13 protein-coding genes are annotated in these 13,473 nt (G+C 72.1%); 6 read left to right on the top strand and 7 right to left on the bottom strand.

Going from position 1 to position 13,473, the window contains the following annotated elements; genetic code table 11:
• Complete coding sequence (locus tag ACFU5F_RS17830; protein WP_383887867.1) at positions 1 to 2,328, bottom strand: FHA domain-containing protein; 2,328 nt, start codon at positions 2,326 to 2,328, stop codon at positions 1 to 3.
• 114 nt (positions 2,329 to 2,442) lie between these two features.
• A complete protein-coding gene (locus ACFU5F_RS17825) occupies positions 2,443 to 2,853 on the bottom strand; it encodes a hypothetical protein (protein WP_383887865.1) in 411 nt (136 codons plus the stop codon).
• 424 nt (positions 2,854 to 3,277) lie between these two features.
• Here ACFU5F_RS17825 and ACFU5F_RS17820 point away from each other — a divergent pair, with 424 nt between their 5' ends.
• Together ACFU5F_RS17820 and ACFU5F_RS17815 are read left to right on the top strand one after the other, a co-directional pair.
• A complete protein-coding gene (locus ACFU5F_RS17820) occupies positions 3,278 to 3,667 on the top strand; it encodes a nuclear transport factor 2 family protein (protein WP_383887863.1) in 390 nt (129 codons plus the stop codon).
• Positions 3,668 to 3,785: 118 nt separating this feature from the next.
• Positions 3,786 to 4,064 (top strand): DUF1905 domain-containing protein, encoded by a 279-nt coding sequence (locus ACFU5F_RS17815; protein ID WP_013005916.1) that lies wholly within the window; start codon positions 3,786 to 3,788, stop codon positions 4,062 to 4,064.
• Between the two features lie 14 nt (positions 4,065 to 4,078).
• Here the strand turns inward: ACFU5F_RS17815 and mgrA are convergent, their stop codons facing one another.
• Positions 4,079 to 5,077, bottom strand: a complete 999-nt coding sequence (gene mgrA / locus ACFU5F_RS17810; protein ID WP_383887861.1) for an L-glyceraldehyde 3-phosphate reductase — start codon at positions 5,075 to 5,077, stop codon at positions 4,079 to 4,081.
• A gap of 125 nt (positions 5,078 to 5,202) precedes the next feature.
• Here mgrA and ACFU5F_RS17805 point away from each other — a divergent pair, with 125 nt between their 5' ends.
• Complete coding sequence (locus tag ACFU5F_RS17805) at positions 5,203 to 6,108, top strand: LysR family transcriptional regulator (RefSeq protein WP_383887859.1); 906 nt, start codon at positions 5,203 to 5,205, stop codon at positions 6,106 to 6,108.
• On the opposite strand, the gene ACFU5F_RS17800 is transcribed toward ACFU5F_RS17805, so the two are convergent.
• On the bottom strand, positions 6,098 to 7,738 hold the full coding sequence (locus tag ACFU5F_RS17800) for a helix-turn-helix domain-containing protein (protein ID WP_383887857.1): 1,641 nt from the start codon (positions 7,736 to 7,738) through the stop codon (positions 6,098 to 6,100). The two genes, ACFU5F_RS17805 and ACFU5F_RS17800, sit on opposite strands and share 11 nt — an antisense overlap.
• Before the next feature lie 244 nt (positions 7,739 to 7,982).
• On the opposite strand from ACFU5F_RS17800, the gene ACFU5F_RS17795 reads away from it, so the two are divergent.
• Together ACFU5F_RS17795 and ACFU5F_RS17790 are read left to right on the top strand one after the other, a co-directional pair.
• Entirely contained in the window at positions 7,983 to 8,603 is a 621-nt protein-coding gene (locus ACFU5F_RS17795; RefSeq protein ID WP_383887855.1) for a hypothetical protein, read from the top strand.
• 126 nt (positions 8,604 to 8,729) lie between these two features.
• Positions 8,730 to 9,245 carry a DinB family protein gene (locus ACFU5F_RS17790; protein ID WP_383887853.1) on the top strand — a complete coding sequence of 172 codons (516 nt, stop codon included), beginning with the start codon at positions 8,730 to 8,732 and terminating at the stop codon, positions 9,243 to 9,245.
• A gap of 28 nt (positions 9,246 to 9,273) precedes the next feature.
• Here ACFU5F_RS17790 and ACFU5F_RS17785 read toward each other — a convergent pair whose 3' ends face one another.
• From ACFU5F_RS17785 to ACFU5F_RS17775, 3 genes are all read right to left on the bottom strand, one after another.
• On the bottom strand, positions 9,274 to 10,341 hold the full coding sequence (locus ACFU5F_RS17785; RefSeq protein WP_383887851.1) for an adenosine deaminase: 1,068 nt from the start codon (positions 10,339 to 10,341) through the stop codon (positions 9,274 to 9,276).
• Between the two features lie 94 nt (positions 10,342 to 10,435).
• The gene (locus ACFU5F_RS17780) at positions 10,436 to 10,834 is read right to left on the bottom strand and encodes a VOC family protein (protein ID WP_383887849.1); all 399 of its coding nucleotides are present in this window, start codon (positions 10,832 to 10,834) and stop codon (positions 10,436 to 10,438) included.
• A gap of 240 nt (positions 10,835 to 11,074) precedes the next feature.
• Positions 11,075 to 12,286: a hypothetical protein gene (locus ACFU5F_RS17775; RefSeq protein ID WP_383887847.1), complete on the bottom strand. Its 1,212-nt coding sequence runs from the start codon at positions 12,284 to 12,286 to the stop codon at positions 11,075 to 11,077.
• Positions 12,287 to 12,893: 607 nt separating this feature from the next.
• Here ACFU5F_RS17775 and ACFU5F_RS17770 point away from each other — a divergent pair.
• The gene (locus tag ACFU5F_RS17770; protein ID WP_383887845.1) at positions 12,894 to 13,400 is read left to right on the top strand and encodes a hypothetical protein; all 507 of its coding nucleotides are present in this window, start codon (positions 12,894 to 12,896) and stop codon (positions 13,398 to 13,400) included.
• Positions 13,401 to 13,473 lie beyond the last annotated feature (73 nt).

Below are 13,473 nucleotides of genomic sequence, written 5' to 3'. Positions count from 1 at the left end.
CTACTTCCGCATCACCGCGGGCTCACGGCGCCGCAGCAGCCGGGCGACGAGCCAGCCGCAGAGCAGGGACAGGACGACGAGCATCCCCATGTCGAGCAGCCACACGCCCGCCGAGTGCGCGAACAGCGGGTCCGAGGTGTCCGGGACGATCTCCTCCAGGTCGATCGTGCCGGCCATCGCGGCGAACGCCCACCGCGACGGCACCAGCCACGCCAGCTGTTCGAGGACGATGGTGCCCCTGACGTCCAGCAGGGCGCCGCAGAACACCACCTGGACGATCGCGAGGAGCACCAGCAGCGGCATGGTGACCTCCTCCTTGCGCACCAGCGCGGAGACCACCAGGCCGAGCATCATCGCGGTGAAGGCGAGGAGCGCCACGGCGCACGTGATCTCGACCAGGGGCGGCATCAGCACCCCTTCCCCGCCCGGGGCGCCCAGGTCGACGCCGAGCAGGGCGACCAGGGTGAGGACGACCGCCTGGAGGACGGTGATCGTGCCGAGGACGACGACCTTGGACATCAGGTAGGCGGATCTGGACAGGCCGACGGCCCGTTCGCGCCGGTAGATCACCCGTTCCTTGACCAGTTCGCGCACGGCGTTCGCCGCACCCGTCAGCACCCCGCCCACACACAGGATGAGCAGCGCGTTCATGGCGGTCTCGCGGTCCAGTTCGCTCCCGGCGAGCGCCCTGGCCATCGCGCCCATCACGAACGGCAGCGCGATCATGATGGCGAGGAAGGTCCGGTCGGCGCCGAGCGCGGCCGCGTACCGGCGCACCAGTGTGCCCAGTTGGGCGCCCCAGCTCTGCGGTTTGGGCGGCGATGCCACGGCGATCGGCTGGGGATCCTCGGGCAGGTACGGGCGGCCCATGGAGGCGGTGACGTACCGCTGTCGGAACGGCGAGTCGCGGTACTCCCCCGCCCAGTCCCGCTCCCGGTCCCGTTCGAACGCTTCGAAGGCCTCCGGCCACTGGGCGAACCCGAAGAAGGCGAGGGTGTCGTCCGGCGGTCCGTAGTAGGCGACCTTGCCGCCGGGCGCGAGGACGAGGAGGCGGTCGCAGACGTCGAGGCTGAGGACGCTGTGGGTGACGACGATGACGGTGCGGCCGTCGTCGGCGAGGCCGCGCAGCATGTGCATCACCGAGCGGTCCATGCCCGGGTCGAGTCCTGAGGTCGGTTCGTCCAGGAACAGCAGGGAGGGCTTGGTCAGCAGTTCCAGGGCGACGCTGACCCGTTTGCGCTGGCCGCCGGAGAGGCTGTGGATGGGCTGGCCGGCCCGCTGTTCCAGGCCCAGTTCGCGGATCACCTCGTCGACCCTGGCCTGCCGCTCGGCCTTCGCGGTGTCCTGGGGGAAGCGGAGTTCGGCGGCGTAGGAGAGGGCCCGGCGGACGGTCAGTTGCGCGTGCAGGATGTCGTCCTGCGGGACGAGGCCGATGCGCTGGCGCAGTTCGGCGTAGTCGCGGTAGAGGTCGCGGCCGTCGTAGAGGACCGTGCCGCTGTCGGCGGGGCGTTGCCCGGTCAGGGCGTTGAGGAGGGTGGACTTGCCGGCGCCGCTGGGGCCGACGACGGCGAGGAGGCATTTCTCGCCGACCGGAAACGAGACCTCGTCCAGCAGCGTCTTGCGGCCCCGGTCGACGGCGACGGTGAGTTCCTGGACATCGAGGGAGACCTCGCCGGTGTCGACGTACTCCTGCAACTGGTCGCCGACCAGGCAGAACGCGGAGTGCCCGATGCCGATGATGTCACCGGCCGTGACCGGTGCGCGATCGACGGGGGTGCCGTTGAGGAAGGTGCCGTTGTGGCTGCCGAGGTCGACGATCTCGTAGGTGCCCTCCGGCCGCGCTCGCAGTTCCGCGTGCCGGCGGGAGACGACGAGGTCGTCGATGACCAGGTCGTTGTCGGCGGCGCGGCCGATCCGGACGGTCCGCTCGGGCAGCGGGCGGACGCTGGTGGGCCGGCGGAACGTGCCGGTGGAGGCGGGGTGGAAGATGCCGGAGGGGCGCTCGGGGGCGAGGCCGGTGAGCACCGCCCGGGGGCCGTCGGGGAGGCTTCCGAAGTGGATGACGGTGCCGGGGCCGACGTCCCACTCGTGGATGCGGTGGCCGTCGGCGTAGGTGCCGTTGGTGCTGTGCTCGTCCTCGATCGTCCAGTGGCCGGCCTCGGCCCGCAGAACGGCGTGGTGCCAGGAGACCCGGTCGTCGTCGAGGACGACGTCGCTGAGCGGGTCGCGCCCCACGTGGTACGCGTGGCTCGGAGTCATCACCGTGGAGCCCGACTCGGTTTCCAGCACGAGTTCGGGCGCGGTCGGTGCGAGGGACCGCTCTGCCATACGGAAAATTCTACCGATTCACCCGGTTTTGTGCCCGGTCGCTCCGGCGAGACCGCCTGGACCGGCGAGGGCGGCCCGGGAGTGTGGTCGCCGGGGCGGAGCCCTCCCGGGAGGTCAGGCGGCGGGCGCGGCGATGCGCTGGGCGATGCGCTGCATACGGACGGCGTCGACGGACTCCGCGAGCAGCTCGTACTCCGTGGTGTCGTCGTTGGTGGCGATGCGGACCAGGTTTCCGGCGGCCAGCTCGTCGGCCACCAGGCCCTGTTGCGCTTCGTCGGTGGACCAGGCACGCAGCAGGGCCGGCACGTCCGGCACGGTGTCGGCGACCGGAACGACCGCGTTCGGGGGGAAGTTGGGGTTCTCGGGGTACGGGTCGAGGCGTTCGGCGATCCATAACGCGCGGTCGCGCATCCACCACAGGGCCAGCGCAAGCGTCGGGGCGCGATAGGTCCCGAGGGGCACGCCGACGCGCCGGCCGTCGCACCATCCGTACGCGGTGACATGGCACAGGAATTCGTCGTGCACGCTTCGCTCCCCCGATCGCACCGCCGTCCCGCCCGGCCTCCTCGCCGCGCGGACTTGCTCTCGCCTCACAGATTTGCTGGTCGTACACATCCGGCGACCCGAAAGTCACGCACAGTGACGCGATGGACGCGCACGGGTGCGCGTTCGTTCATGACTCAATCGCCCTGTCAGTCGAGTATCGCCACGGCTGACACTCTGTCACCATGCCAATTCAGCCAGTCTCCTGGCATATGCGGGCACGCGAGTGGCCGAAACGACGCGTCAGGCCCTGTGACCGGGCCTTCCTCGGGATGACCTCCGAGGTAATCGACGCCCTGGGCGGGTGCGGGCATCGTGTGCGGTGCCGGATCACGAGGACACCGCGGACGGTTCCGGATCCGGTCCCCGTCTTCTACGCATCTGCCCGATGGAGGGTTCAACGATCATGCCCACGAATCAAGAGCGCCGAGACCGCTACGCGACCGCCGTCGCCCGCTACTTCGAGGCGTGGAACGCGCCCGGTGAGGACGAGCGGGCCGAAGCCGTCGCCGCCGCCTGGGCCGCCGACGGCGGCTACACCGATCCGCTGGCCGACGTGCGCGGCCACGAGGAGATCGCCGCCCTGATCACGGCGGCCCGGAAACAGTTCCCCGGCCTCGCCTTCCACCTGACCACGGCTGTGGACGGACACCACGACACCGCCCGCTTCGCCTGGGAGCTGGTGGACGAGTCGGGCGGCGGCGCCCCGGTCGCCGGGTTCGACGTGATCACGCTCGACGCGCAGGACCGCATCCGGAGCGTGTACGGCTTCCTGGACCGGGTGCCGGCGGCGTAGGGCTCGTCCGACGGATTTCGGCGGCGTCGCGGGAGCGGGTCCACCGCCCGGCGATGAGTTCTCCCGCTCCCGGAGGTCTCCTGTTCGTAGCGGACCACCGGAAGCGGAGGACGACATCATGAGCACGCTCGACGAGCAGTTCACGGCGGAGCTGCGCAGGAGCCCCGCCGAAGGCGGCTGGACCTACCTCGTATGGCCCCGCTCCGCCGCCTTCTTCGGCACCCGCGGTCTGGTCAAGGTCCGCGGCACCATCGACGGGCACCCCTTCCGCAGCTCCTTCATGGCCCTCGGCGACGGCACCCACAAGCTGCCCGTCAAGGCCGAGGTGCGCAGGGCGATCGGGAAGGAGGCGGGTCAGTCGGTGACCGTCCGGCTGGAGGAGCGGATCGACCGCTGACCGGGATCAGGCGGTCAGCCCTTGCCCTCGATGATCGCGTCGATGCGGGCCAGTTCGTCCGCCTCGAAGTCGAGGTTGGCGATGGCTCCGACACTGTCCTCGATCTGCCGGGCGCTGCTCGCGCCGACGAGGGCGGAGGTGACCCGGCCGCCGCGCAGCGTCCAGGCCAGGGCGAGCTGGGCGAGCGTCTGGCCACGGGACTTGGCGACCTCGTCCAGCGCGCGCAGCCTGCCCACCAGGTCCTCGGTGACGGCGTCGGACCGAAGGAACGGGCTGTCGCTCGCCGCGCGGGAACCCTCCGGGATGCCGTCGAGGTAGCGGGAGGTCAGCAGGCCCTGCTCCAGCGGGGAGAAGACGATGGAGCCGACCTGCAGCTCGTCGAGCGCGTCGAGCAGGCCCTCGGTCTCCGGGCGCCGGTCGAGCATCGAGTACCGCGGCTGGTGGATGAGGAGCGGGGTGCCCAGCTCGCCCAGGATGCGGGCGGCCTCCCGGGTCTGCTCGGCCGAGTAGTTCGAGACGCCGACGTACAGCGCCTTGCCCTGCTGGACCGCCGAGTGCAGCGCGCCCATCGTCTCCTCCAGCGGAGTCTCCGGGTCGGGGCGGTGCGAGTAGAAGATGTCGACGTGGTCCAGGCCCATGCGCTTCAGGCTCTGGTCCAGCGAGGAGAGCACGTACTTGCGGGAACCCCACTCACCGTACGGGCCGGGCCACATCAGATAGCCCGCCTTGGTGGAGATGACCAGCTCGTCGCGGTACGGGGCGAAGTCGGCCTTCAGGGCCTCGCCGAGAGCGGACTCGGCGGAGCCGGGGGGCGGACCGTAGTTGTTGGCCAGGTCGAAGTGGGTGACGCCCAGGTCGAAGGCGCGGCGCAGGATCGCGCGCTGCGTCTCGACGGAACGGTCGGGGCCGAAGTTGTGCCACAGGCCGAGCGAGAGCGCGGGAAGCTTCAGACCGCTGCGTCCGGTGCGCCGGTAGGGCATGTCCGCGTAGCGGTCGGGGTGTGCGGTGTACAACGCGACTCCAGAGGTTGGCACGGGAGGACCGGGGTCCCTGAGAACCGGTGTCCACTCTTTCGCGACCTGGGGGCATTGGTCCAACAGAAGAATCCGATGGGATTCAGCACCTACGCTTCTCAGTCATGGAACTCCGCCACCTCCAGCATTTCGTCGCGGTCGCCGAGGAGGAGCACTTCACCCGGGCCGCCGAACGGCTGCTCGTCTCCCAGTCCGGTCTGTCCGCCTCCGTTCGGGCCCTGGAGCGCGAGCTGCAGACGCCGCTGTTCGTACGGACCACCCGCCGGGTGACACTCACTCCCGCCGGGCGGGCCCTGCTGACCGAGGCGGAGCGGATCCTCGCGCAGGTGCGGTCGGCCCGGGAGGCGGTGGCCGCCGTACAGGGTGTGCTGCGCGGCATGCTCGCGCTCGGGTCCGAGCAGTGTCTGGCCGGGCTGCACGTGGCGGGGCTGCTGGCCTCGTTCCGGCGGCTGCACCCCGATGTGGAGATCTGTCTGCGGCAGGCGGGCTCGGGCGCGCTCGCGGAGGAGGTGGCGAGCGGACGCCTGGACCTGGCGTTCGCCGTGCGGACCGCGCAGGAGGACACCGACCAGCTCCGGGTCGTCCCGCTGTCCAGCGAGCCGATGACCGTGCTGTGCCACCCCGGTCACCGTCTCGCGACCGCCGGCGCCGCCGTGACCCCGCAGGAGCTGGGCGGCGAGGTCTTCGTCGACTTCCACCCGGACTGGGGCCCGCGCCGCACCACCGACTCGGTGTTCGCGGCGGCGGGTGTCCGCCGGTCCGTCGCCCTGGAGGTCAACGACGTGCACAGCCTCCTCGACCTCGTCGACGAGGACCTCGGCGTCGCCGTCGTCCCGCGCCACTTCCGGCACAAGCGCGACTCGCTCGTCGCCCTCCCCGTCAAGGACACCGGCGAGACCGTGTACGAGACGGTGGCCCTGCTTCCTCCCCCGCAGGCCACGAGTCCGGCGGCCCGGGCCCTGATGGACCTCCTCGACCCGCCGGCCGGCCGGGGCCGGATCACTCCGTGAAGGGCGTCCACCGGTGGCTCTCGGTGGCGTACGAGTAGCGCGGCAGGCCCTTGATCCCGGTCGTGCGGAACGGGCGGCCGCCGTCGTCGATCCGGACCGTGCCGGTGCGGCCCTCGGAGGACCACTCCAGCTCCAGGTACCACTGGCAGTCGCAGCTCTCGGTGTCGGCGCTGACGCTCAGGACCGCCGGGTCCCCGGCCGCCACGCTGTACGGAAAACGCACGGCCGGGATCGGGGTGTCCAGGTCGGCGCCGTCGACCGGGCGGGCGATCGGCCGGTTCTTGTCCAGGTCGACGTCGAAGTACGAGGGGGTGACCCGTCCTCCGCAGCCCTGGTCCATCGCGTAGGCGTTGCCCGCGGCGGGTGCCGTGCGTCCGACGACACGCACCCGCAGCGCCGTCAGGACGACGGCGGCGGACGTGCGGCCGTGCACCGTGACCTCCACGATCGTGTTCCGCCCGTGCACGGCGCCCTGGGTCGCCGCCCAGGCGCCCGCGTCCTGCGGCGGCGGGGGCGGGGGCACCTCCTTGGGCGGCTTGGCGATGACGTAGTCGTGCCCGCAGCCGAGGTTCCAGATCTGTGAGTTCGCCGTCCAGGTGATCGGCACACCGGTGGCCCGGGACCGCGGCTCGTCGGCCGCACCGCCCTTCGTGGCCTTGCTCCGGGGTTCGCCGGGCGTGGGCGAGGCCGTGTCCGAGGGGGTGCTGGTGGCGTCCGGCGAGGGGGACGGACTCGTGGGCGCGGCCGACGGGCGCTGGGCACCCGCGGTCGTACGGGAGGGCGCCCGGACCTCGCCCGGGGCGGCGGTGTCCGCCGGGGGCCGCCCGGACGGCAGTGCGGCGATGCCGCCCAGGGTGGCGAGCAGCACCGCGACGACGGCCGCGCTGACGAGCGTACGGCGGCGACGGTGCCAGGCGCGCCGGGCGGGCGCCGGGGCCGAGAGCAGGTCCGGCGGGAGGGACTCGCGCGCGCCTGCCTCGGCGGAAGCGGCCGGATCACCGGCGTCGGAGGACCGGGCAGGTCGTCCGGATGCTCCGGCGGCTCCGGCGGCTCCGGCCGATGAGGATGAGCCGGCTGACGGGGACGAACCGGCAGCGTCGGAGGACCCGGCGGATGCGGGCGCCCCGGTGGCCTCCGACAACCCGGCGGGAGCGCTCGGGCCGGCCGCGCGGGCCCGCCCGGTGGCCGCGACCGGCCCTCCCGTGCCTTCGGCCGGCCCCGCGGCCGCGGTCGGCGTGCCCGATCCCCCGGTCGACGTGTCCGGTCCCGGGGCCGACGAGTCGGCACCTGTACCGGCCGCCGCCGGTCCGGGCGCGCCCGGCTCCGGCTCCGCGCTTCCCGCCCCGGCCGCCTCTGCCCCGGCCCCTCGCACCCGCTGGCGTGCCGCCATCGCCGACAGCCACAGGCGGTGGAGTTCCAGCCGCTCCTCCCCCGTCGCCCCGCAGAGCACGGCGAAGCGCTCGACGGGTGCGAAGTCGAGCGGCACCGTGCCGCCCGCGCAGTAACGGTGCAGCGTCGAGGTGTTCATGTTGAGGCGCCGGGCCAGCTGCCCGTAGCTGCGGTCCGTGCGTTCCTTGAGTCGCGTGAGCGACGCCGCGAACCGCTGGACGTCGTCCCCTGCTGCCGACACTGTTCCCCCGTGTCCTCACCGGCCCGGGACGGTATCCCAGGCACTCCCTGTATGTGCACGTCAGAGGGGCTGGGATGGTTCCAGGGGCGCGGATCGGACCTTGGCCGTTGCGCCCTCACCCCGGGACGGCCGATGCTCTTGGTGTCGCCCCGACCAGGGCCGGACGGACCATCCGGCCGACGGCGCGACGGCACCACACACTCATCCACGTACCTGTCGAGGTACATGTTCACGGGGGACACCCATGCCCAAGCGCACCCGAGCGAACACGCTCACCGCACTCCTCGTCGCGGGTCTCACCGCGGGCTCCGCCCTCGCCGCCGGCGCCGTGCCGGCTGCCGCGGCGAAGGCGAGCAGCGCACCGAAGTACCTGTCGGCGTCCCAGCTCCCGCCGCACCCCTCGTCCTCCTGGACGGCGGGCAGGATCGAGGACGGCGTCCCCGAGGAGCTGCAGTACTGCCTGGGCGACGCGTTCCTGGCGTACGACGTCAACCACCGCTCCTTCCGGACGGACCTGGAGACCAGCGCCCGGCAGGTCGTCGTCGTCACCGGCAGCAACAGCAAGGCCAAGGCACTCGCCGCACGGCTGAACAAGGACTTCCGGGACTGCGTGAGCGAGTCCTCCGACCCGGACGTCGAGGTCGACTACCGGGATCTCGGGACACTGCCCGTCGAGGAGGGCGCCCGTGTCCACGGCGTCGCCAGTGTCACGTCCTGGGGAGCCATGGACATCCGGCTCCTGTCGGTGGGCCGGGACGGCCGGACGGTCACCGTCGTGGACTGGGGCCAGATGGGCGGCTTCAAGGACGCGCCGGTCAAGGCGTTCAAGAAGACGACCACCACCGCCGTCAACAAGCTCTACTGACCGGCACGCACCCACGCGGACGGCGTCCTGCGCGCCCAGAACGTCCCCGTCCGGTGGCAGGTCACCGACACGGCACCCGAACGTGAGGGCGGTGCGGGTCGGCGCCGGATGCCCGATGGTGGACGTATGGATGTGAAGGACGTTCTCATCGACGCGTTCGGCCGGATCAAGGAGGAGGTCCACGCGGTCGTGGACGGACTCTCCCCGGCAGCGCTCCACGCCCGGCCCGCCCCCGGCGCCAACTCGGTCGCCTGGCTGGTGTGGCATCTCACCCGGATCCAGGACGACCATGTGGCCGACGCCGCCGGACGCGAACAGGTCTGGCCGTCCCAGGGCTGGGAGAAGCGTTTCGGGCTGGCCCTGCCGGCCCGGGACACGGGGTACGGGCACAGCCCGGAGCAGGTCGGGCGGGTACGGGTCGACTCGGGCGACCTGCTCACCGGATACTTCGACGCCGTGCACGAACAGACGGGGGAGTTCGTGCGCGGCGTCGATGCCGACGCCCTCGACCGGGTCGTGGACGAGCGGTGGACGCCGGCCGTCACCCTCGGCGTACGGCTGGTCAGTGTCCTGGCCGACGACCTTCAGCATGTCGGCCAGGCGGCGTACGTACGAGGACTGGTGCTGCGCGAGGACCGCTAGCGGACCGCCCGGGTCACCGCCGGGACGATCAGGAAGCGGCGTAGCCGGGCAGGACGACGTTCTCGATGAGGGCGTTGCGCTCGTCGAACGGGATGAAGGCGCTCTTGAGGGCGTTGACGGTGACCGTGCGCAGGTCGTCGAGGGTCCAGCCGGCGTCCTCGACGAGCAGGGTCATCTCCCGGGTCATGGTGGTGCCCGAGACCAGACGGTTGTCGGTGTTGAGGGTGACGCGGAAGCCGAGGTCCTTCAGCTCCGTGATCGGGTGCTCGGCGATCGAGGTGGCGCACCCGGTCTGGAGGTTGGAGGTCGGGCACATCTCCAGGGCGATCCGGCGGTCGCGGACCCAGGAGGCGAGGCGGCCGAGCTTCCCGTCGACGATGTCCTCGGTGATGCGGACGCCGTGGCCGATGCGCTGGGCGCCGCAGACCTGGAGGGCCTGGTGGATGCTGGGCAGGCCGTGGGCCTCGCCGGCGTGGATGGTGAAGGGGACGCTCTCGCGGCGCAGGTGCTCGAAGGCGGCCAGGTGGTCGGCGGGCGGGAAGCCGTCCTCGGCGCCCGCGATGTCGAAGCCGACGACGCCGGCGTCCCGGAAGACCACCGCCAGGTCGGCGGTCTCGCGGACCCGGTCGAACATGCGCATCCCGCACAGGATCGTGCCGACGCGCACCGGCGTGCCCTGGGCCGCGGCCTTGGCCATACCGGCGGCCAGACCCTCCTGGACGGTCTCGACGACCTCGCTCATGGTGAGCCCGCCGGCCGTGTTGAGCTCGGGGGCGTAGCGCACCTCGCCGTAGACGACACCGTCGGCGGCCAGGTCGAGCACGTATTCCTCGGCGGTGCGCAGCAGTCCCTCTCGGGTCTGCAGCACCGCGAGGGTGTGCTCGAAGGTGGCTATGTAGCGCACCAGGTCACCGGAGTTGGCGGCCTCGTAGAACCAGGCGGCGAGGGCCTCGGGATCGGTCTGGGGGAGGGTGTGGCCGACCTCGGCCGCGAGCTCCACGAGGGTGGCGGGGCGCAGGCCGCCGTCGAGGTGGTCGTGCAGGACGGCCTTGGGGAGGCGGCGGATGGTGTCGGCGTCGATGCGGGGCTCGGTCATGGCGTTCGTTCCTCGGCAGGTGGTGCGGTGATGGGTCGGAGCGGGTGACCGAGGTGCTCGGTCGGCGGCGGGCGCGGCCCGGTGAGCGGCCCGTTCAGTCGGCGGCGGGCTGGAGGAGGTCCCAGCGGTTGCCGTACAGGTCCTCGAAGACGGCGACCGAGCCGTAGGGCTCGTGGCGCGGTTCCTCCAGGAACGTGACGCCCGCGGCCCGCATCCGGGCGTGGTCGCGGGCGAAGTCGTCGGTGTGCAGGAAGAAGCCCACGCGTCCGCCGGTCTGGTCGCCGATCCGGGCCCGCTGGGCCTCGTTCCCGGCCTTCGCGAGCAGCAGTCCGCCGCCCGGCCCGTCGCCTCCCGGTTCGACGACGACCCAGCGGCCGCCGCCGGGCCTCGACTCGTCCTCGGCGAGCCGGAACCCGAGCGCCTCCGTGTAGAAGCGGATCGCCGCGTCGTAGTCGTCGACCACGAGGGTGACCAGGGCGATGCGTCGTCTCATCGGGGCCTTTCGGGTGGGGCGCGGACCGCGGGAAGATCGCGCGGGATCGTGGGTCGGCGGTCCGTCGGCCGCTCGGGGTTCCCGGGAGGTTATACGTAACACGCACGGGACGGCAAATAGCATTTCGCCCTGGTCGCGTGAGGGATGTCACGTGGTTCCGGTGAGCAGGCTCCCGGCGGTACGACCGAGGCCCCCTGCCGCGCAGGGGGCCTCGCCGCTCTGATGGGCCGGAGCCCGGGGTCACTCGCCCGGCGACGCCTTGCGCAGCGCGGCGATGCAGGTGTTCAGGGCCTGCTGGAGGTCCTCCAGGCGCTGGAGCATGTCGTCCTCGTAGATGGCGTCGAGGTCGACGGCGTCGTCGAGGGTCAGCTCCTCGAAGACCTTCGTCGCCTTCTGGAGGCTGCTGTAGAACTTCGTCCGGCGCTCCTGGACCCGCAGCTCGGGGTCCGCCTCGACGGTCTGCACCACGAGTTCCTTGACGGTGTCGTAGGCCTCCGACGCCCACTCGCCGGTGTCCTCGTCGTCGTCCAGCTCGTCGATGAGGGACAGATGCCGCTCGGCCTCGGCGCGCAGCTCGGCGGTGGCGTCGATCACCTGGCCGGCCGGGGTCTTGACCTGGCCGTTCTCGACGATCTGCCGGACGTACCCGATACGGGTGGCCGCCTGGGTCTCGTTCGCGACGGCCTTCTTCAGCTCGTCGGTGCGGGCGATGTCGCGGGCCAGTTCCGTCTGGAGGGAGGGGTCCTCCTTCAGACGGTCCAGGAGCGCGGTGCGGGCCGCCTGTGCGGTGGACGGGTCGGCGAGGATCGCGGCGCGCAGCGCGGTGGGGTTCTCGGCGACCTCCAGCGCCTTGGTCGGGCGGATGCCCTCGGCCTCGGCCGCCGCCGTGATGGTGGCGCCCCGGTCGGAGGTCGCGCTCGACCGGGAGCTGTAGTACGTCAGCCAGACGTCGGAGTCGGGGAGGTCGATCTCCTCGCCGGGGGCGAGCGCCTCGAAGTGCGGGACCATGCCGTCGTCGGCCGCCCGGTCCCACGCCTTGTAGTAGCGCATGACCCGCTCCGGCGAGCACCCGGCCAGCTCGGCGAACCGCTTCGCCGACACCTTCGCCGTCTCACCCGCCGTCTCCCCGCCGGGCCGCACGCTGCGCGCCACCTTCAGCGCGAACGCCCAGCCGCCGGTGCGCGCGTACACCCCGAACTCCCGGGCGTCACGGGCGACCTGCTCGTCCACGGCGTGGATGGCCGTGTCGCCGTCGGAGGTCTGAGCGCCGGACGGCTGCGCCGGTACGACCCCGGCCCCGGACGCGTCCCCGGCGGCCTGCGCCCCGGCCGCGACGGGCTCGACCCAGAAGCCCTCGTCCCGCGCGGGGGCCGCCTCGGCGGCCTCCTGAGCGGCGGGCGTCTCGTCGGCGGGCGGTACGGCCGATGCGGAGTGGGCGGTGGCTACGCTCACGGTGACTCTCCCGGGTGGTGACGAACGGCAGGGACGAACAGGCAGCCTATATGAACCCGTTGATGCCGCTTTGCCCCGACGCCGTGCCCGGAGTCAGGGGGTCGGGCTTCGGCGGGCAGGGTCCCGCCGCCGTACGAGCCGGACGACACCGGCGCCGATGTTATCGGTTAGCCGGTCCGGATCTCCCGTGCCGAGCATGGTGGGGGTGGGGGGGCGTACGGGGCCGGGGTCGGCACGGGAGATGCGCAGGGTTGCCGAACGGGACAGCGAACCCGACTCGGTCCGTTCTTCCGACCGGCGCACCCACCGGCAGCACCTCGGCCCACCCCCCACCCCCCCCGCCTCCCGGCTCCTGCCTGCACGCACGGGGCGCCGGCAGCGATGACCACAACGACCTCGGGCGAGGCCGGAGTCGGCGGGCGGCGGCCGTGCGGCTGCTCCGCGTCGCGAAGGGCGCCGGTGCAATCGGTGAGCAAGGTCGAGCCGTCCCGCGGCCCATGCTCGTCCGATCGGTCGGATCTTCCGACGGTCACGCTGGGCGCGGCAGGGCTGAGGTTATGAATGCGACACCGGATCATCCATGATCGTCAACCTCAGGAGCCCCACGATGCGCCCCCTCAGCACAACCTGCCTCGGCACGGCCACCGCGCTGGTCACCCTTCTCGCCTGCGCCCCCGTCGCGGGTGCCGCCGCGACCGACACGGATGTGGCCCACCTCGGAGGAAAGGGCAAGGTCATCACACTCATCGGCCGTCTCGCGCAACAGACGCGCTTCCCCGTGAACCCCGGCGGCAGCCCTGCTCAGGGCGATCGGACCGTCTTCCGCTCGACCCTTTTCGACGAGAAGGGCAACCAGGTCGGGGAGACGGGCGGCACCTGCGACACCACTCGGGTCGACAACGGCGGAGCCGAGGTGTGTGTCGTGACCTACACCCTCCCGGGTGGCCAACTCTCCGTGCAGGGAATGGTCTTCGGCATCCTCAACCCGGGCCCTCCCCCCTCGTTCGACAACGGGATCACCGGCGGAACCGGGAAATACGACCGGGCTCGCGGCTCCGTCCACGCCGACACGATCGCTCCGGGCACGAGGCGTTTCACGATCAACCTCGTCTGACCGGAGCCCTGCACCCGACACGTCGTCGGCCCGGTGACGGTGGTTCCCCGAAGCCTGTCGCCCGGGCCAGGGT

The organism is Streptomyces sp. NPDC057438 (genome assembly GCF_042802995.1).
Lineage (GTDB): Bacteria > Actinomycetota > Actinomycetes > Streptomycetales > Streptomycetaceae > Streptomyces.
Note: the sequence above shows the minus strand (reverse complement) of the source record. Positions and strands in the feature narration are given on the sequence as shown.